This is a genomic window from Enterococcus sp. DIV1083b (assembly GCF_051713705.1).
In the GTDB taxonomy this organism is placed as follows: domain Bacteria; phylum Bacillota; class Bacilli; order Lactobacillales; family Enterococcaceae; genus Enterococcus_D; species Enterococcus_D casseliflavus.
The window spans coordinates 2746976-2764114 of the sequence record NZ_JBIOQJ010000001.1 but is presented as its reverse complement, the minus strand read 5'-3'; the positions used below and the strand labels follow the sequence as shown (position 1 = coordinate 2764114).

Genomic DNA, 17139 nt, shown 5'->3' with positions numbered 1-17139 from the left:
AAAGCAAATGTGCCAGTTGCGTCGTCTTTACCCAGAGAGAACAAAGACATCCCCTGTCGATTGGACAGGGGATGTCTTTTGTTGTGTTTAAGGAGTGATCAAAGTGCCGTCTGGTGTACGGCTCTGGGTCCATTCGTGAGGACGGTAAACCACGGGAAATTCCGCAGCTGCTACTTCATCGAACGTGATCCCAATCCCACTTTTCTCGATGGGATAAAAATAGCCGTTTTCAGGTTGTGGACTACCACCAAAGACCGACTGGGTATTTGCTGGGATCGCAATCGTTTCTTGGATCGCGGCATTGTGGAGATGGATATTTAGATGGGTGTTGACGGCTAAGCCGACAGGGCTGATATCAGACGGCGTATGCCAAGCGATCCGAATGCCCATCGCATCGCAGAAGTGAGCCAATTTCAATGCTGGCGTGATCCCACCGATTTGTGAGACATGGGCACGCATAAAGTCAATCTGTTGATTTTTGACTAGCTCTTGCCATTCCATCGGATTATTGAACAATTCGCCGGTCGCGATCGGGGTCGCCGACTGGCTGCGGAGTTGCTGCAACCACTTGTTTTGATCCGGCGGCAAAATATCTTCTAGGAAAAAGAGATTGAAAGGCTCAGCGGCTTTTGCAAATTGAATCGCTTGGTTTGGATGCAGCCGTTCATGCACGTCATGCAGCATTTGAAATTGATTGCCGTATCGTTCTTGGATCGCAGCAAACATTTTCAGTGTTGTGTCCATGTAGTCTGTTTGATCAAAATAGGAACCAGCGATAGGCTGATCGGGTGTTTGCAGTTGGCTAGGATTTCCACCATAAAAGCCTAATTGGCAACGGATATAGCGATAGCCCTCAGCCAAGAAGCGATCGATTTCTTGATAAAGGTCTTCGAGATTATCTGCCACGGCATGGGTATAGGCGGGAATCGCCGTACGCGCTTTTCCACCTAACAGTTGATACAATGGCATATCGGCTAATTGTCCCTTGATGTCCCATAAAGCCATGTCGACTCCTGAGATGGCATTGTTGGTGATCGGACCATTCCGCCAGTAAGAATTGACATTCATCACTTGCCAAAGATCTTCGATTTGATTGGCATCGCGGCCAAGTAAGAGGGGGCGTAAATACTCGTCAACGACGGTTTTTACGGCTAGTGGGCGAAACTGGAAGGTTGCACAACCTAACCCAGATACGCCTTTGTTCGTTTCTACTTTAACGACAACAAGGTTATGACGATCAGGTTTGATCGCAAAGGCTTTGACGTCGGTGATGATCGTTGGTGTCATTTCATTCACTCCAATTTTTGTCTCTAGTTGCTATAGCCATTGAAACATGCTTGGCAACCGCTGTCAATTTGGTCTAATAAAAACTGGATATACACCATAAAACCAGTCCAATTTTTGCCTATTTTATAATAAAACGTTGATATATAGCGTTTTTATTCTGGTTTTATCAAAAAAGGACTGGTTTTACAAGTCTGTGTGAGCATGCTACTATGTGTGTGAAAACGGAAACACCTGAAAGGGCGCCCGTCAAAAGGATCAGGACCGTTAGCAAACAACAGGGGGAAAAAAAGATGACCAAAGAAGACATCGTAAAACAGATCATTAAAGATGTTGGCGGATCAGACAATATCAACAATGCATGGCACTGTATGACTCGCTTGCGTTTTGATTTAAAGGATGAGAAAAAAGTCGACTATGCGGCGTTAGAAAAAACACCCAAAGTCGTAGGAACAAAATATCAAAGCAATCAGCTGCAAGTAGTGATAGGAACGGATGTTGCTGATTATTATGTACCTTTAGCCAAAGAATTAGGTCTTGATGAAGCGAACCAAGGGGAAACATCAGAGAAAAAAGGAGCCGTTTCCTTATTTATGGATACCGTTTCTGGCGTTTTTGGTCCGATCGTTCCAGCTATCGCTGGCGCAGGAATGATCAAAGGATTGATGGCTGGATTGGTGGCATTGAATGTCATCTCTAATCAAACAGATACCTATTTAGTGATCGACATGATCGCGAGCGGCGTATTCACATTCTTGCCATTTTTTGTTGCTGCTTCTGCCGCTCGGATTTTTAAAACCAATCAATATTTAGCGATCGCAATCGCGGCAACGCTGCAATTTCCAACGATGACCAATGCGGTAGCCGAAGGGAGCATTTCCGCCTTTCGTTTGTTCGGCGTATTGCCAGTACCCGTCTTTAACTATGCAGGGACAGTGATTCCCATTATCTTTGCCGTGCTGGCGCTCAGTTATATTTACCGTTGGGTCGATAAACTCTTACCACAAGTGCTGCGTACCGTGTTTACACCGACGATTTCGTTGTTTGTCGCTGGTATCTTGACATTAACGGTCATTGGCCCAATCAGTATCCATCTAGGAAACTTATTGGCTGCTGGCGTGGCTGGATTATTCACTATCTCGCCTGTCTTAGCAGGAATCGTGGTAGGGGCGATTCGACCAATCGCAATCTTCACGGGACTGCATCATGCCATGACCCCGATCGCTTTGCAAAACTTTGCCAATCAAGGATATGATATGCTGATGCCAATGATGTTTATGGCAAATATGGCAATCACCGGCGCAACAGCAGCTATTTATTTCAAAGTCAAAACCAAAGAAGAAAAATCGATCATTCTATCGTCGGCGGTTTCAGGCTTGTTAGGAATCACAGAACCTGCGTTATTCGGGATTTTGTCGAAGTATAAAAAAGCCTTTATCGCGGCAACAGTTGGTAGTTCTGTAGCTTCTGCCTTCATCAGTTTCTTCGGTGTTCGTATTTATGGGTACATTCTTTCAAGTATCTTTAGTTTGCCAGCCTATATCGGGGAATACTTTATCTACGCCGTTCTAGGGATCATCTTGGCGATCGGCTTATCTTTTGCCATGAGCTGGTTCTTGGTACCAAATCAAGCAGCAGAAGGCGATCGTTACACCAACGAAGTGGATCTGCATGCCGTGACCCATGGTGAATACGTCCCATTAGAAGATGTACCAGATGAAGTTTTTTCAACGAAAATGATGGGAGAAGGCTATGCCATCGAGTCACAAGATGGCCAAATCTTTGCACCAGTCAGTGGCGAAGTCACCACTGTGTTCCCTTCAAAACATGCCGTTGGGATCAAAACTCAAAACGGCGTGGAAGTTCTTGTGCATATGGGGATCGATACAGTTTCCCTTGGCGGTCAAGGCTTTGAAGTCTTTGTCAAAGCTGGGGAGCAAGTCACTCCGCAAACCAAACTGGCACAAATGGATCTGTCGTTTATCAAGCAGCAAGGCAAAGAAACCATGGTGATCGTTTTGATCACCAACATGGATCGCGTGCAGCAATTTTCTGGAAGTACTGATTTAGAAGGCAGACACCAAGCCGGTGCATTGCTGGAAAAAGTCGTTTTGAATGCCTAATAAAAGAAAAAAGATGAGCTTCGTTAACGAAGTTCATCTTTTTTTCTTTGTAATTAACTACGCAGCCCACGGCCTTTTTGGATCAAGTACCAGCATACGCTGTATAAGACGACAATGAACAAGACCAAAATACCGATGGAGAGGAAAATCGGGACATCGATGGTGCCCAAAAAGCCGTAACGGAAACCAGAGATCATATACACGATCGGGTTGACTTTGGAGATCGTTTGCCAAATTGGCGGCAGCATGCTGATGGAGTAAAAGACGCCTCCAAGATAGGTCAATGGTTGTAAAACAAAGGTTGGCACGATGGAAACATCGTCAAAGGATTGGGCGAAGATCCCATTTAGCAACCCTGCTAATGAAAATAAGATGGCAGTCATGACAAGGGTTAAGACAACGATGACCCAAGAATAAACATGTAATGGGACGAAGAAAAGGGAAATGATGGTCACCAATGTGCCCACCAAGATACTACGTCCAAGTCCGCCAAAGACAAAGCCCCAAATGATGACGTGGGTAGGGACCGGCGCCACTAAGAGTTCCTCAATGTTTTTTTGAAACTTCTGTGAAAAGAAGGAAGAAGACACATTAGAGTAAGAACTGGTGATCGTCGACATCATGATCAGCCCGGGAACGATAAATTCCATATAAGAAAAGCCGCCCATTTCGCCGATGCGGCTGCCGATCATTTTCCCAAAGATAATAAAGTATAAGGAAGTAGTGATGACGGGTGGGACGAGGGTCTGCACCCAAATCCGTAAATAGCGGTTGGTCTCTTTGACCGCTAAACTTTTTAAGGCTGTAAAATAAAGACTAAACATGGTTTTCCTCCGCTTCGTGTGATTCTTCGGTGATTTTCAAAAATAGTTCTTCCAAGCGATTGGATTTGTTGCGCATGGAGAGGACATTGATCCCTTGCTGACTGAATTGGGCAAAAAGATCGTTGACGCCTTGATCTCGAGCGACTTCAACAGCGATGGTCTGTTCATCTTCCATTTGGATCGGATACCCAGTGATCGTTGGTGCTTGTTTGATCGGTGCGATATCAAAAAGAAAGGTTTCAAATTGCAGTTTTGCCAATAAGGACTTCATGCTGGTGTTTTCGATCAGTTCACCAGATTGGATGATCCCGATGTTGCGGCAAAGCATTTCCGCCTCTTCTAAATAATGGGTCGTCAAAATGATCGTTGTGCCTTTTTGGTTCAGCTCTCGCAAAAAGCTCCACATTTCCCGCCGCAATTCGATATCGACACCTGCCGTCGGTTCATCCAAAATCAATAGCCGTGGTTCATGCATCAGGGCACGAGCAATCATCAAACGGCGTTTCATCCCGCCTGACAGCATCCGCGCACGAACATTGCGTTTTTCCCACAAATTCGACTGCTTCAAGTATTTTTCGCTGCGCTTGATGGCTTCGTTGCGAGGGACACCATAATACCCAGCTTGATTGACGACGATCTGCTGGACCGTTTCAAAGGGATTGAAATTGAATTCTTGGGGAACCAGACCAATCTGTTGTTTGACTTGGACCAATTCTTTGTCTAAATCGTAGCCGAAGACTTTGACGCTTCCCGAAGATTTATTGACAAGAGAGGTGATAATGCCGATGGTGGTGGACTTTCCAGCGCCGTTTGGGCCTAACAAGGCATAAAAGTCGCCTTCTTCCACCGTCAAATTTATGCCCCGCAACGCTTCAACGCCGGTAGCATAGACTTTGCGTAAATCGGTTAGTTCTAGTGCATAGGTCATGTTTGTTTGAACTCCTTCTATGTATGATGGTTTATTCTATCATTTTTTTTCAAGAAGAACCGCATGATTTGATTTTTTTCATTTGATTAGATAACAATTGTTGCTAATCGATGAAAAGTGGGATAGAGGCAAAAGAAAAAACGACCATTTGATCGTTTTTTCGATAAAGTCGATTGTTAGCATAAATACCGTTCTGGTCGTTCTGTCTGTCCTAATAAGTAATCGACAGAAACATTATAGAGGGAAGCTGCGTGTAGCAGCGTCAATACATCGGGTAAGCGATCGCCTGCTTCGTATAAGGTGTAATCGGGGTAAGACACATCGAGATGCTGGCATACTTCTTTTGGGCTCAATCCGCGTTCTTCTCTTAAAAATTTGAAGCGGCAACGCAAGGTGTCTAATAAAAAAGCTTCTTCTAATGTCACTTTGCGGTCCTCCTTAAAAAATAGCGCTTTTTTTCGCACTGTTCTCTTTTTATTGTACCAACAAAAGCAAAATATGCGAAGTGATTCACATGAAGGGCGATCGGTTTTTGTCAAAAAGTGAAACAAATGACTTGCTCTGAGACGCGTTTCATACAGTATGCTTGTTTTATAAAAAGGAAGGCGGGATGGAAACATGAATACATACATGAAGAAAAATGGTGCGGAATGTTGTTATGTGACGTTGGCATTTGATGGACAACAACTGGTATTGACGAAGCCAAAAGGGTTCTTTCAAGAACGGTTAGTAGAAATTCCTGTGGATGAGATCAGTCACTTGACGTGTGATGAACACTTCGGGTCTCAGCGGATCGGTTTTATCCATCACAATGATTACTATGAATTTTATACATGTGGGTTAAGTGTGATAGACTATATGAAAGAACAATTATTCGTTTAAGGAGCAGTGAGTCATGGCAAACATTCGGGATATTGCACGCTTGACCGGTTATTCGGTCTCAACGGTTTCACGAGTCATTAATAACAATCCTTATGTCAGTGAAGAAAAGCGTCGTAAGATCCTGGCTGTCATGGAAGAGGTCAACTATATTCCGAATTACACGGCGCGGGCATTAAGTGTCGGCAAAACCAAAAATATCGGTGTGATCCTGCCGTTTGTCAATCATCCCTATTTTGATCGATTATTGAGCGGCATCACGACAGCAGCGTTTGCTCGTGGCTATAAGGTGACGCTTTTAGCCACGAGCTATGATCCTCAAGTAGAGGAAGCGTATTTGCAAGAATTTGCGGCGAAAAGTTTTGATGCTTTGATCATTACTTCGCGGGCGAATCCGATCGAAACCTTATTGCCTTATCGTTCATACGGACGCATCGTCTTTTGTGAAAATATCTCGTATTTGACTGACGGCTGCACCTATATCGATCGAGAGGAATCGATCAAGGAGGTCTTCACGTATTTTAAGGAACAAGGCATCCAGAAAATCGGCGTGACATTGGGACGTAGCCGCAAGCTCAGCAGCAATTCAAAAATCACGGTCCGTTTGGCTCATGACTATTTTTCGACCTTTTCCGAAGACTTGATTTTTTGGGATTGTTTGACGGAAGAAGATGGCAAAGAAGCGGCTGCTTATTTTGCAGATAAAGGAGTCGAAGCGATTTTCACCAATGGGGATCATGTTGCTGCTGGGATCCAGTCGCAGGCGCCGGGAGAATGGCTCGTGATTGGACGGGACAATCTATACATCAGCGAGCTGCTGCAGCTTTCAACGATCGATCATCACTTGCAAGCTTGCGGGGAGACTGCCGTCCAATTGGCGGTAATGGAAAAAAGCGGCAACTATCGCATGCCCTATGAGTTCATCAAACGATAGCTACAGACGAAACGATGCGCAAACAGTGCCCCTGAGCGGGCAGTGCTTGCGCATCGTTTTTTTAATGGGATTTGGTGTAATGTTCAATGATCTGTTTCAACAGCTGCGCGCTGCCGACGCCTGCTTTTTGATCGTAATAGGCGGTAAAACGCTCGTCTTGAACGTACATTTCCCCTAAAGATCGGTGATATTCTGCTGAGTAAAAGGGCGCTGCTTGTTTAAGCCATGCTTGATGCGCAGCAAAAGCCTTTTCGGCTTTGTCAGAAGGGATTCGTTTCCCTTCCTTTTCATTCAATAGCTCTTTTATCAGCTGCAATAAGCGGTTTTCGTTGTCGGTCAGTGCTTGATAATCGACTTGGGTCATCTGCTGCCACTTTTGGTTGCTTTGTTCGATGATTTCCTCACCGTAGGCTTCTCGTAATTCGGCACCGTAGTTCGCTTCGTTTTCACGAATTTTTTGTTCCTTAAAATAACGGAATTTCTCTTGATCGGTCATCGTCTTTTCTCCTTCATAATAATCAATTGTTTGCGCTAAGGTGGTCAAAAGACTGTCCAGGGCTGCTCGCTCTTGTAAAAGCTGTTGGTAATGCTGCAACAAGACCGTTTGGATCGATTCTTGTGGCTCATCCAAGATTCCGCGGATCGTTTCTAATGACAGCCCAAAAGACTTAAAATATAAAATCTGCTGTAGGCGATCGACTTCCTGTCTCCCATAGATACGGTAACCAGCTGAGTTGGTGCGTTGCGGTTGTAACAACTTGATCTGATCATAATACCGCAGGGTACGGCTGCTGACTCCTGACAGTTTAGCTAAGGCACTGATCGTATATTCCATCGGCTTTTCCCTCCTTACACCTGTATCCTAAAGGTTGACGTAACGACAAAGTCAAGAAATTTTTTTTGCGTTTTTTAAAATGTGCTATAATTATAACAAAGAAAGGAAGATAAGATGCAAATAGTTTTTTCTGATATTGATGGGACGTTCCAAGAAATGGGGCACCCGATTCATGAGATCAATAAAGAAGCCATCCGTTGTTTGCAAGCCCAAGGGGATCACTTTGTGTTTGTCACAGGGCGAGGATTTGAGCTTGTTCAAGATATGATGGCGGAAGAAGGCCTTTCCTGCGATGTGATTTTTGGAAACGGCGCTGGTCTGATGGTAAAAGGAGAAGCGCCTGTTTTGACGCATACTTTGCCCTATAAGACATTGGCGCAAGTGATTGGTATCTTAGAAACAGAAGAGGTTTTTTATTTCTTACATACTGACCATGGCATCATTTCCCCACAAGCGCATTTGTATGAAGCGCAGTTTCAAGAAAGCCGCAAGCAGTTACTCGCGGAGTTAGGGGAGCGAGGACAAATCATCGCTGACTACAAATATGAGTTCTTTTACAACGAATGTCTTCATAAAGACGACGTGCTGCAGTTTATGAAGGAACATCCAGAGATAAAGGTCATCAAAATCGAACTGATGGAAGCGTCAGACGAAAAAAGAGAACGACTGCGGGCGATGATCCAATCAGAAACGGCTGCGATTTTTCAATCCTTTGTCCAAACACTGGAGATCGTTGATCCATTGGCGACCAAAGGTGCCGCGATCCGTTCCTTTTTAGAAGCTTTTCCCGCTGCCAAAAGCTACGGGATCGGTGATGGTGAAAATGACCTTGCGATGTTTGAAGCGGTGGATGTTTCTTTGGCTGTAGCAAATGCCAGCCCAGCGATCAAAGCAGTTTGTGATCGAACCATTGAGCGCGCGGAAGACGGCGGTGTTGGCCGCTTTATTTTAACAGAATTAGTTTCGAGAGAGGATGTTGTGCATGAAGTTGATTGAAACCCCAGTAAACCAAAATCTAAATATGGAAACTTTTTACCCGAACATCTCCAAGTATCTATTCGACAAAATAGCGATCAAATACTATAAATTGTACTCGCTTGATCGGACGCAGATTCTCTATGTGGATAGTTTTGATACGATTTCTTTAGTATTGATCAACAATAAAAAGAAAATCAGTCGGGAAGAAGTCGACACAGCGATTCATCGTTTGCTGAAGGTCGATCGCAAAGACGTGACCGTCAATGTTAATATTCGTAAAGAAATGGAAGCAAGAGGCATCACCTTTTCTAAACCGAGGAAAGATGTCATTCTTGTTCAATTGCCTGTGAAAGAATAGTAGTTGAAAGAAGTTGGGACATGCACGTTGCAAGAGCAATCAAACGTTGAACAAAGGGGCGACCTTATACGCGCGCAGGAATGATGCGCCAATAAGTAGGAGGCTGACCCATGCTTTTGAGCAATTTGTTCTCAGATGGATTGCCTTGTACGAGCAAAAACCCAACTTTTTTTTGAAAAAACAAGATTTTCTGTCTTTTGTGTTTTTTTTGCTATAATGAGAAGAAGTAAGCTAGAGGGAGTAAGAACATGCAGAAATTATTTAAAGATGACAGCTTGACGCTGCACACCGATCTCTACCAAATCAACATGATGCAAACCTATTGGGAGTTAGGCAGAGCCGATCGTAATGCGGTGTTTGAATGCTATTTCCGTGACATGCCTTTTGAAAACGGCTATGCGATCTTTGCCGGTCTGGAACGATTGATCGACTATTTGAACGATTTATCCTTTTCAGAAACGGATATTGCCTACTTGCGAGAAATCGGCGGCTATCCAGAAGCCTTTTTAGAGTATCTAAAGGAGTTCAAGTTTGCTTGTACCGTTCGTTCTGCGTTAGAAGGCGATTTAGTCTTCAACAATGAACCGATCATTCAAGTAGAAGGGCCGTTGGCACAAGCACAGTTGATCGAAACGGCGTTACTGAATATGGTCAACTTCCAAACACTGATCGCCACGAAAGCGGCCCGCATCAAATCCGTGATCGGCACGGATCCCTTGTTGGAATTTGGTTCACGACGGGCACAAGAATTGGATGCAGCCATTTGGGGGACCCGAGCGGCTTATATTGGCGGAGCAGATGCGACGAGTAATGTGCGGGCAGGGAAGATTTTTGGCATCCCAGCCAGCGGAACCCACGCCCATTCCCTCGTGCAATCCTACGGCAATGACTATGATGCATTTATGGCGTATGCCCAAACCCACAAAGATTGCGTATTCTTAGTCGATACCTATGATACCTTGCGCTTAGGTGTGCCAAATGCGATTCGTGTGGCCAAAGAGATGGGGGATAAGATCAATTTCTTAGGTGTGCGGATCGACAGCGGCGATATGGCGTATATCTCGAAAAAAGTCCGTGAACAGCTGGATGAAGCGGGATTCACGGAAGCCAAAGTCTATGCTTCCAATGATCTAGACGAAAATACGATTCTAAGCTTGAAAATGCAAAAGGCGAAAATCGATGTGTGGGGTGTCGGCACCAAGCTGATCACCGCTTACGATCAACCGGCATTAGGCGCGGTTTATAAACTGGTGGCCATCGAAAATGAGCAGGGAGAAATGATCGACACCATCAAATTATCCAGCAATGCTGAAAAGGTTTCGACCCCTGGAAAAAAACAAGTTTGGCGGATCACCCGTAAATCTGACGGCAAGTCAGAAGGCGATTATGTCACGCTATGGGAAGAAAATCCACAAGCAGAAGACGAACTGTTCATGTTCCATCCTGTTCATACCTTTATCAACAAAACAGTGACGAACTTTGATGCGCGACCATTATTGCAAGACATCTTTGTGGATGGCCAGCAAGTGTATCAAGTGCCTGACTTAGAACACATCAAAGCCTATGCGACGAATTGCTTGGATTCCCTTTGGGACGAGTACAAACGTGACTTGAATCCACAGAAATACCCAGTCGATCTTTCGCAAGAATGCTGGGATCATAAAATGCGCACGATTGAAAAAGTACGCAAACAAACCAATGGCGCGATTTTGTAATCCGCAACTGTGCTGGTCCTAGGATCAGTCAGCTGCTTCAAAAAATAAGAGGAGGCGTTTCTATGACCATGCAACAAGAAATTATCAAAGAATTAGGAGTCTTACCGACCATCGATCCGAAAGAAGAAGTTCGTAAGAGTATTGATTTTTTAAAGGCGTATCTGCAAAAGAATCCGTTCTTGCATACGTTTGTCTTGGGGATCAGTGGTGGACAAGATTCGACGTTAGCTGGACGGCTTGCGCAATTGACGATGGAGGAAATGCGCAGCGAAACTGGGAATCCCAACTATCAGTTCATAGGGGTACGCTTACCTTATGGGGAACAAGCAGATGAAGAAGATGCAAAAAAAGCCATTGAATTTATCAAACCAGATATTGAGCTGCGGGTAAACATCAAAACCGCCGTCGATGCCCAAGTGCAAGCGGTGGAAGAAGCAGGCTTAGCGGTTTCTGACTTTAATAAAGGCAATATCAAAGCCCGTCAACGGATGATTACGCAATATGCCATTGCGGGTGAAAAAGCAGGAGCTGTTCTGGGTACGGATCACGCTGCTGAAAATATCACCGGCTTCTTTACGAAATACGGCGATGGCGGTGCCGATATCTTACCACTGTTTCGTTTAAACAAACGCCAAGGCCGCCAACTCTTGCAATACTTAGGCGCGCCAGAAGCGTTGTATACAAAAGTCCCAACTGCGGACTTGGAAGATGGCAAACCTTTAGTGGCAGATGAAGCAGCTTTAGGAGTGACCTACAACGACATCGATGACTATTTAGAAGGCAAGGAAATTTCGGCTGAAGCCCAACAAACCATTGAAAACTGGTGGAACAAAACGCAACACAAACGCCACTTGCCCGTCACGATTTTTGATGATTTTTGGAAATAAACGAAACCAGTGATTGAGTTCCATTCGGATAGAAAGAAGAGTCTAGGGGCAAGAAACCTTAGACTCTTTTTTTATGAGGCTTGCTTTCTTTAAAAATAACAAAAGCTTCTTGCCTCGGCTTTACTTTCTTGCCTCGAAAGCATAAAATACGAGGGTACCTAGAACGTGTAGAAAAGGAGGAATGTTCCTTCGTGAAAATAAATAGCCATCCTTATCTGAAGATCGCATTAAAAGGCATCGCCATCGTCCTGTTGATCATTTTCAGTAATTTATATTTGCAATGGTGTCAAAACAATCTTTCCGTTGAATTAGCTCTGAAATTTGCCTTTTCGTGGCATACAGCAAAGTTTTTCTTGGCTTGTGGGGTGCTACTGCTGGTGTATGGGGTGTTTGCCAGCTTGGCAGGTTCGGTACTGATCGGAGGCGTCTTTTATAGTGTCGTCATCGGAATCTTAGGATATGCCAACCACACAAAGATGGTCTATCGCCAAGAACCAATCTATCCCGATGATTTAAAGATGGTCACTCAATTCGACCTTCTACGAACCATGATCGGCAATGGCGCCTTTTTCGTAGCCATCCTCTTTGCTCTGGCGGCGATCGGGGCGATCGGCTGGAGTATCTATCGCAGCCGCAAATTAAACCTGCGTTTGCAAGTGATGCGAGGAGCGGTGCTGGTCGTATGCTCGCTGGGCTTAGTCTATGTTTCTCACTTCAATGACAGCAACAACCTTTTACGCAAAGCTTACAATCAGACGGCGCTCTGGATTCCGTATTCACAAAAAATGAACTACTACAATACGGGATTTATCGGTGGGTTTTTGTACAACCTGCGGGTAGATGCCATGACGAAGCCTGAGGGGTATTCAAAAGAAGCGATCCAAGCGATTGCGGACACCTACAATGCACAGGCTGCGGAGAAAAATCAAGACCGTGAAAGTGAAGCACCAAATATCGTCTATGTGATGAGCGAGAGCTTTTCCGACCCGAGCCATTTAAATGGCTTGTCGATCACCGGCGATCCGTTGAAAGACTATTACCACGTCGCCGATCAAACCATCAGTGGAAAAATGCTTTCGCAAAATTATGGGGGCGGTACGGCAAACATCGAGTTTGAAGCGTTGACTGGTTTTGCCATGGGCCTATTGAATCCACAGATGACAACGCCTTACACGATGCTGGTGCCGAAATTGACGCAACTGCCATCCTTGGTTTCTTTCTTGGAACAGTCCGGGTATACGGCAACGGCGATCCATCCTTACGATACATCGATGTACAAACGCAAGGATGTCTATGGCGTGATGGGGTTTGAACAGTTTATCGATCAAGAGACGATGACCTATACCGACAAAATCGAAAATAATCCTTATATTTCTGATGAGGCGGCCTACAAAGAAGTGCTGGCATTGTTGGAAAACGATCAGCAACCGCAATTTGTCCATTTAGTGACGATGCAGACCCATATGCCGTATGCTGGCAAATACGATACCTTGAATTACCAAGCAAGCGGTCCGGGCAATATGGCTTCTTTGGAAAACTACCTGCAGGATATCTCCTACAGCAGTACAGCGTTGAAAAACTTTGTAGCTGAATTAGAGCAGCTGGATCGGCGAACGCTGGTCGTCTTTTGGGGGGATCATTTACCAGGCATTTATGCCGATGAGATCAAGGAGCAAAATGAAACGGCTGCCCTGCATGAAACGGAGTTTTTGATGGTCGATTCGCAAGGAAATTTTGCCCCAGAAGATGTACCTGTAACAAGTCCCTTTTACTTTGCGCCGAACCTATTAGAAGCCAGTGACCAACCAACGAGCGGGTTTTACCAGTTGTTATTGGCCTTGCAAGATGAGCTGCCGGCTTTTGAAATGGGTCAATACTATCAAGGCGGGCAATGGCAGACGACCCTTGCATTGGATCAAGAAGCCCAAGAAATCTATGATGCCTACAATTTGATCCAATACGATGTGTTACAAGGAGAGCAATACAGTTTAACGACTGGTTTGTTTGACTAACTGAAACGTAAAATAGCGCCTTATCCCAGTGTTAGTCACAGGATAAGGCGCTTTTGTTTGTATGAAGTTATAAATCCTGCCATTTACGGTTTTGATCAAAATCATTGGCGGCGGCATAGGCGTCTTGAACGATCGTTTCAGGGTAGCCCATGACTTTTAAGAGGGCGATTGCATTGCGGCTCAAGGCAGGACCGGATTTGACCTTGTAATCAAAGGAGATGCCGTCATCTTCCGTGACTTGTTCAGAAAAATGGATGTTGCAGCAGTCATTTTTCAATATTTCAGTCAGCTCAATATCATGAGTGGCGACAAATGCCAATGATGGGTAGGCTCGCAGCCAATGGATGATGCTGGCAGAAGCAGCGATCCGTTCCACCGTATTGGTTCCTTTTAAAATCTCATCAACAAAACAATAGCAGCGCTGGTTCGTGGCAACGGTGTCTAGCAGGCGTTTGATGGATTTGATCTCCGCCACGAAATAGCTGTCGCCTTCAAATAAATCATCTTCAACAGCCATCGAGGTAATGACGTGACCGGGAACCATCGTAAAAGTTTCGGCAACTGCTGTCTGGATCGTTTGTGCCAAAATGCAATTGATGGCGATGCTTTTGACATACGTCGATTTGCCCGAGGCATTGGAGCCAGTCACGAGGGTATTGTGGGTCCAAGCAACATCATTCATGACTGCTTCACTTAGAAGCGGGTGATACGTACCTGTTGCTTGTACACCTCCGCTTGTTTGGAAGGTCGGTAGGCAAGTGATGGGCATATACGTGCGAAAATTTAAAATGGCGGCTGCGACTTCCAATTTTCCCAGCAAATTCCACAGATCGATGGCTGCTTGTTGGTGCTTTGCCAGGGTAGTAGTGACCGTTTGATAGGAAATAAACGGCAGCATAAAAATGATATTGATGTATTCAAACAACATATCTCCTTCGCTGCCGTTTTTGGCACGAAACGAGAAAGCGAAACGAGTGATCTTTTTTAATGGTGCCAAGGATTGTTTGATCTCATCTTGGAGGGGCGTGTTGATTTTAGCGATCTGACTGCCACAGGCAATCGTTTGAACCAAATAGCGCATGCTGTTCAGTTCTGTTTCCAGCTTGGCTTTTTTGATGGAGTAATAGATCGTATTGAAAACGACACTAACCAACGTCAACAGGATGCCTTGGACAAACCCCAGCAGGAGCAGCAAGATGCCGACTAACGGCAGCACACCTAAAAAGACAAAGAAAGGCAGAGAACCGATCGATTGCGCAGCTTCATTGGCCAAGTAGGCTTTCGAAAAATTATCATCTTGTTTTCCTAAACGAGCAAACGTATATTGGGATTGTTCGCGTGCAGCACTGTCAGCAGCAAAAAAGTCGATCAATTTGGTCAGCTGTTTGTCCGTCCTGAAGCGAAAATTGCGTAACTGCTGGTACAACGCTTCTGAACCAACACTGGAAAACGTCAGATTAATGGACTCAAACAACGAAAAGCCATCCAAGTCATACCAAGTGATGTCATCGACCTCGCTATCAAAATCGTGAAACTTCTTCTCAGTCAGCCAAGCCTTTTTCAAACTCGCTTCTTTATCAAAGCGGGGCTGACGGGGAAGCTTTCCCCAAGCCAGCCGAACGTAACGGCGTACTTTGTATCGATTCCAGATATCTAGTGCGGTCAAGATGAGAATGCTGGCGAGTATGATCAAAATGACCATCGTTTGTGGTTCCATATGCAAAAGTCCTCCTAATGGCTAATGAATGCTGGCTAAAGCTAAGTGTTGCTGTGGGCAGGATCGATTTCTTTCAAACAAGCATAGATCCGTTCAATATCTTGGGTCGTGCCTCGCAGCTCGAAATCCGCTAAGAACGGGATCGAAAATTGCTCCGCATATTGCTTTGCGGTCAAGCAATATTGATAATTGAAGTTTTTGTTGCCACTGCCGATCACGCCTAAGCAAAGAGCTGCGTTGTTTTCATAGTCAATGTATTCCCGCATGGTTTCTGTGAGAATCTCCTGATCGCCGTTATCGACGCCATTTCCACCTTCTAAATAGGTAGGGACAAAAACCACATAAGGTTCGTCTTCTTGTTCAAAGACACTATTGTCATGAATTTCTTTGGCTTCCCAAGTACTCGGAGTGTCTTGCTGATCCGCATAGGCCAACAAGCGGTTGACGAATGCACGGGTATTTCCAGAGATTGAAATATAAAGTAGTTTCATTTTTTTCATCACCTTCCGCTTTCTAGTATAACAGAAACCATTTATGAAAAGAGGAGAACTTCGGCAGTCTTTTCTAGTAAAATGCAGCCAAAGGCTTTAAACTGAGAGAGGAGTCCAATACAAAGGAGTGGCAATAATGTTTTCAAAAATGCATCATGTGGCGATCATCGCCAGTGATTACCAGCAGACCATAGAATTTTATGTAGAGAAATTAGGCTTTGAAGTGATTCGTGAACATGCGCGCCCAGAAAAGAAAGATGTAAAAATCGACTTGCGCTTTGGGGAATCAGAAATAGAACTGTTTGTGGTGGAAAACCCACCAGCAAGACCAAGTTTCCCCGAAGCAGCTGGCTTGCGGCATTTGGCATTTGCGGTGGAAAATATTGAAGCAGTCGTAGCAAAGTTAGCCGCCAAAGGAATTGCGTGTGAACCGATTCGTTTCGATACCTTTACGAATAAGAAAATGACCTTTTTCCAAGATCCAGACGGCTTGCCGTTGGAATTGCATGAATAAATAAGGAAAACTTTGTGTGGATCCTTTGTCGATTCAACTTGGTTTTTCTTGAGAGAATTGTTATTCTATGTATAGAAGTAAGGAGGAGAAAACGTGATAAGATTTGCAAAAAAAGAAGATCGCTTTGTCATGGCTGAACTCGTTTTAGTCATTTTAAAGGATATGGAATTGCCCTTTGTCAAAGAGATCGGAGAAGCCAAGACCTTAGAGATCTTGGCAGATGCCATGCTAGAACCCGATTATCGTTACGGCTTTCGCCGTGCGCTAGTCAATGAGATCGACGGAGAAGTTGCTGGCGTCGCCTTTGGATATCCAGACAAAGAAGAGGCGACGATCGATCAGCCTCTAGATAAAGTGCTGGAACAGTACGGTTTGAGTAAAGACATGAAGCTGTTTATCGATGAAGAGACTTTACCAAATGAATGGTACTTAGATACCATCTGTGTGGCTGAGAAATTTCGGGGCAAAGGCGTCGGCTCAGCCTTGTTAGAAGCATTGCCGAAAATTGCTTCTAGAGATGGTTATGAGGTGATCGGCTTGAGTGTTGACCGAGCAAATCCCCATGCGAAGCGGCTCTATGAAAAGCACGGCTTTGAAGTCGTGGCCCAAAGAGAGATCAGTGGCCATCTTTACGACCATATGCAAAAAAGAACCAGCTGA

Annotated in this window: 17 protein-coding genes; 10 read left to right on the top strand and 7 right to left on the bottom strand. The window is 44.8% G+C overall.

Annotated elements, in window-relative coordinates; translation table 11 throughout:
* Positions 1 to 87: 87 nt before the first annotated feature.
* Positions 88 to 1287 carry an enolase C-terminal domain-like protein gene (locus tag IGI69_RS12915; RefSeq protein ID WP_413156819.1) on the bottom strand — a complete coding sequence of 400 codons (1200 nt, stop codon included), beginning with the start codon at positions 1285 to 1287 and terminating at the stop codon, positions 88 to 90.
* A gap of 290 nt (positions 1288 to 1577) precedes the next feature.
* Here IGI69_RS12915 and IGI69_RS12910 point away from each other — a divergent pair, with 290 nt between their 5' ends.
* Positions 1578 to 3407, top strand: coding sequence for a glucose PTS transporter subunit IIA (locus IGI69_RS12910; protein WP_438741077.1), 1830 nt, complete (start codon positions 1578 to 1580; stop codon positions 3405 to 3407).
* Positions 3408 to 3460: 53 nt separating this feature from the next.
* Here IGI69_RS12910 and IGI69_RS12905 read toward each other — a convergent pair whose 3' ends face one another.
* The 3 genes from IGI69_RS12905 to IGI69_RS12895 all read right to left on the bottom strand — a co-directional run bounded on the left by IGI69_RS12905 (position 3461) and on the right by IGI69_RS12895 (position 5584).
* Positions 3461 to 4231, bottom strand: coding sequence for an ABC transporter permease (locus IGI69_RS12905; protein ID WP_005228499.1), 771 nt, complete (start codon positions 4229 to 4231; stop codon positions 3461 to 3463).
* The gene (locus IGI69_RS12900; RefSeq protein ID WP_005228500.1) at positions 4224 to 5159 is read right to left on the bottom strand and encodes an ABC transporter ATP-binding protein; all 936 of its coding nucleotides are present in this window, start codon (positions 5157 to 5159) and stop codon (positions 4224 to 4226) included. Before IGI69_RS12900 ends, IGI69_RS12905 begins: the two co-directional genes overlap by 8 nt.
* Before the next feature lie 176 nt (positions 5160 to 5335).
* Positions 5336 to 5584, bottom strand: a complete 249-nt coding sequence (locus tag IGI69_RS12895) for a helix-turn-helix domain-containing protein (RefSeq protein WP_005234115.1) — start codon at positions 5582 to 5584, stop codon at positions 5336 to 5338.
* Between the two features lie 193 nt (positions 5585 to 5777).
* Here IGI69_RS12895 and IGI69_RS12890 point away from each other — a divergent pair, with 193 nt between their 5' ends.
* Positions 5778 to 6041 carry a hypothetical protein gene (locus tag IGI69_RS12890; RefSeq protein ID WP_005228502.1) on the top strand — a complete coding sequence of 88 codons (264 nt, stop codon included), beginning with the start codon at positions 5778 to 5780 and terminating at the stop codon, positions 6039 to 6041.
* 13 nt (positions 6042 to 6054) lie between these two features.
* Positions 6055 to 6972 carry a LacI family DNA-binding transcriptional regulator gene (locus tag IGI69_RS12885; RefSeq protein ID WP_016608890.1) on the top strand — a complete coding sequence of 306 codons (918 nt, stop codon included), beginning with the start codon at positions 6055 to 6057 and terminating at the stop codon, positions 6970 to 6972.
* A 61-nt stretch (positions 6973 to 7033) separates the two neighbouring features.
* Here the strand turns inward: IGI69_RS12885 and IGI69_RS12880 are convergent, their stop codons facing one another.
* On the bottom strand, positions 7034 to 7807 hold the full coding sequence (locus IGI69_RS12880) for a MerR family transcriptional regulator (RefSeq protein ID WP_438741075.1): 774 nt from the start codon (positions 7805 to 7807) through the stop codon (positions 7034 to 7036).
* A 114-nt stretch (positions 7808 to 7921) separates the two neighbouring features.
* On the opposite strand from IGI69_RS12880, the gene IGI69_RS12875 reads away from it, so the two are divergent.
* The 5 genes from IGI69_RS12875 to IGI69_RS12855 all read left to right on the top strand — a co-directional run bounded on the left by IGI69_RS12875 (position 7922) and on the right by IGI69_RS12855 (position 13757).
* Positions 7922 to 8803, top strand: coding sequence for an HAD-IIB family hydrolase (locus tag IGI69_RS12875; protein ID WP_086291835.1), 882 nt, complete (start codon positions 7922 to 7924; stop codon positions 8801 to 8803).
* Positions 8790 to 9143, top strand: a complete 354-nt coding sequence (locus IGI69_RS12870) for a DUF1827 family protein (protein ID WP_010749898.1) — start codon at positions 8790 to 8792, stop codon at positions 9141 to 9143. The genes IGI69_RS12875 and IGI69_RS12870 overlap by 14 nt, the downstream gene beginning before the upstream one ends.
* A gap of 248 nt (positions 9144 to 9391) precedes the next feature.
* Complete coding sequence (locus IGI69_RS12865; protein ID WP_005228507.1) at positions 9392 to 10858, top strand: nicotinate phosphoribosyltransferase; 1467 nt, start codon at positions 9392 to 9394, stop codon at positions 10856 to 10858.
* Between the two features lie 62 nt (positions 10859 to 10920).
* Complete coding sequence (gene nadE / locus IGI69_RS12860; RefSeq protein WP_144771352.1) at positions 10921 to 11745, top strand: ammonia-dependent NAD(+) synthetase; 825 nt, start codon at positions 10921 to 10923, stop codon at positions 11743 to 11745.
* Positions 11746 to 11936: 191 nt separating this feature from the next.
* A complete protein-coding gene (locus IGI69_RS12855; RefSeq protein WP_270277024.1) occupies positions 11937 to 13757 on the top strand; it encodes an LTA synthase family protein in 1821 nt (606 codons plus the stop codon).
* Between the two features lie 67 nt (positions 13758 to 13824).
* Here the strand turns inward: IGI69_RS12855 and IGI69_RS12850 are convergent, their stop codons facing one another.
* Complete coding sequence (locus IGI69_RS12850) at positions 13825 to 15474, bottom strand: MutS-related protein (protein WP_086337938.1); 1650 nt, start codon at positions 15472 to 15474, stop codon at positions 13825 to 13827.
* A gap of 41 nt (positions 15475 to 15515) precedes the next feature.
* Positions 15516 to 15965, bottom strand: a complete 450-nt coding sequence (gene nrdI / locus IGI69_RS12845) for a class Ib ribonucleoside-diphosphate reductase assembly flavoprotein NrdI (RefSeq protein WP_005228511.1) — start codon at positions 15963 to 15965, stop codon at positions 15516 to 15518.
* A 136-nt stretch (positions 15966 to 16101) separates the two neighbouring features.
* Here nrdI and gloA2 point away from each other — a divergent pair, with 136 nt between their 5' ends.
* Both gloA2 and IGI69_RS12835 read left to right on the top strand, forming a co-directional pair.
* A complete protein-coding gene (gene gloA2, locus IGI69_RS12840) occupies positions 16102 to 16479 on the top strand; it encodes an SMU1112c/YaeR family gloxylase I-like metalloprotein (protein WP_074535474.1) in 378 nt (125 codons plus the stop codon).
* Positions 16480 to 16572: 93 nt separating this feature from the next.
* Positions 16573 to 17139 (top strand): GNAT family N-acetyltransferase, encoded by a 567-nt coding sequence (locus tag IGI69_RS12835; RefSeq protein WP_005228513.1) that lies wholly within the window; start codon positions 16573 to 16575, stop codon positions 17137 to 17139.

Excerpts from the sequence above, each read along its gene's own strand:
- IGI69_RS12915 (WP_413156819.1), bottom strand. The coding sequence starts at position 1,287 with ATGACACCAACGATCATCACCGACGTCAAAGCCTTTGCGATCAAACCT.
- IGI69_RS12910 (WP_438741077.1), top strand. The coding sequence starts at position 1,578 with ATGACCAAAGAAGACATCGTAAAACAGATCATTAAAGATGTTGGCGGA.
- IGI69_RS12905 (WP_005228499.1), bottom strand. The coding sequence starts at position 4,231 with ATGTTTAGTCTTTATTTTACAGCCTTAAAAAGTTTAGCGGTCAAAGAG.
- IGI69_RS12900 (WP_005228500.1), bottom strand. The coding sequence starts at position 5,159 with ATGACCTATGCACTAGAACTAACCGATTTACGCAAAGTCTATGCTACC.
- IGI69_RS12890 (WP_005228502.1), top strand. The coding sequence starts at position 5,778 with ATGAATACATACATGAAGAAAAATGGTGCGGAATGTTGTTATGTGACG.
- IGI69_RS12885 (WP_016608890.1), top strand. The coding sequence starts at position 6,055 with ATGGCAAACATTCGGGATATTGCACGCTTGACCGGTTATTCGGTCTCA.
- IGI69_RS12880 (WP_438741075.1), bottom strand. The coding sequence starts at position 7,807 with ATGGAATATACGATCAGTGCCTTAGCTAAACTGTCAGGAGTCAGCAGC.
- IGI69_RS12875 (WP_086291835.1), top strand. The coding sequence starts at position 7,922 with ATGCAAATAGTTTTTTCTGATATTGATGGGACGTTCCAAGAAATGGGG.
- IGI69_RS12870 (WP_010749898.1), top strand. The coding sequence starts at position 8,790 with ATGAAGTTGATTGAAACCCCAGTAAACCAAAATCTAAATATGGAAACT.
- IGI69_RS12865 (WP_005228507.1), top strand. The coding sequence starts at position 9,392 with ATGCAGAAATTATTTAAAGATGACAGCTTGACGCTGCACACCGATCTC.
- nadE (WP_144771352.1), top strand. The coding sequence starts at position 10,921 with ATGACCATGCAACAAGAAATTATCAAAGAATTAGGAGTCTTACCGACC.
- IGI69_RS12850 (WP_086337938.1), bottom strand. The coding sequence starts at position 15,474 with ATGGAACCACAAACGATGGTCATTTTGATCATACTCGCCAGCATTCTC.
- nrdI (WP_005228511.1), bottom strand. The coding sequence starts at position 15,965 with ATGAAACTACTTTATATTTCAATCTCTGGAAATACCCGTGCATTCGTC.
- gloA2 (WP_074535474.1), top strand. The coding sequence starts at position 16,102 with ATGTTTTCAAAAATGCATCATGTGGCGATCATCGCCAGTGATTACCAG.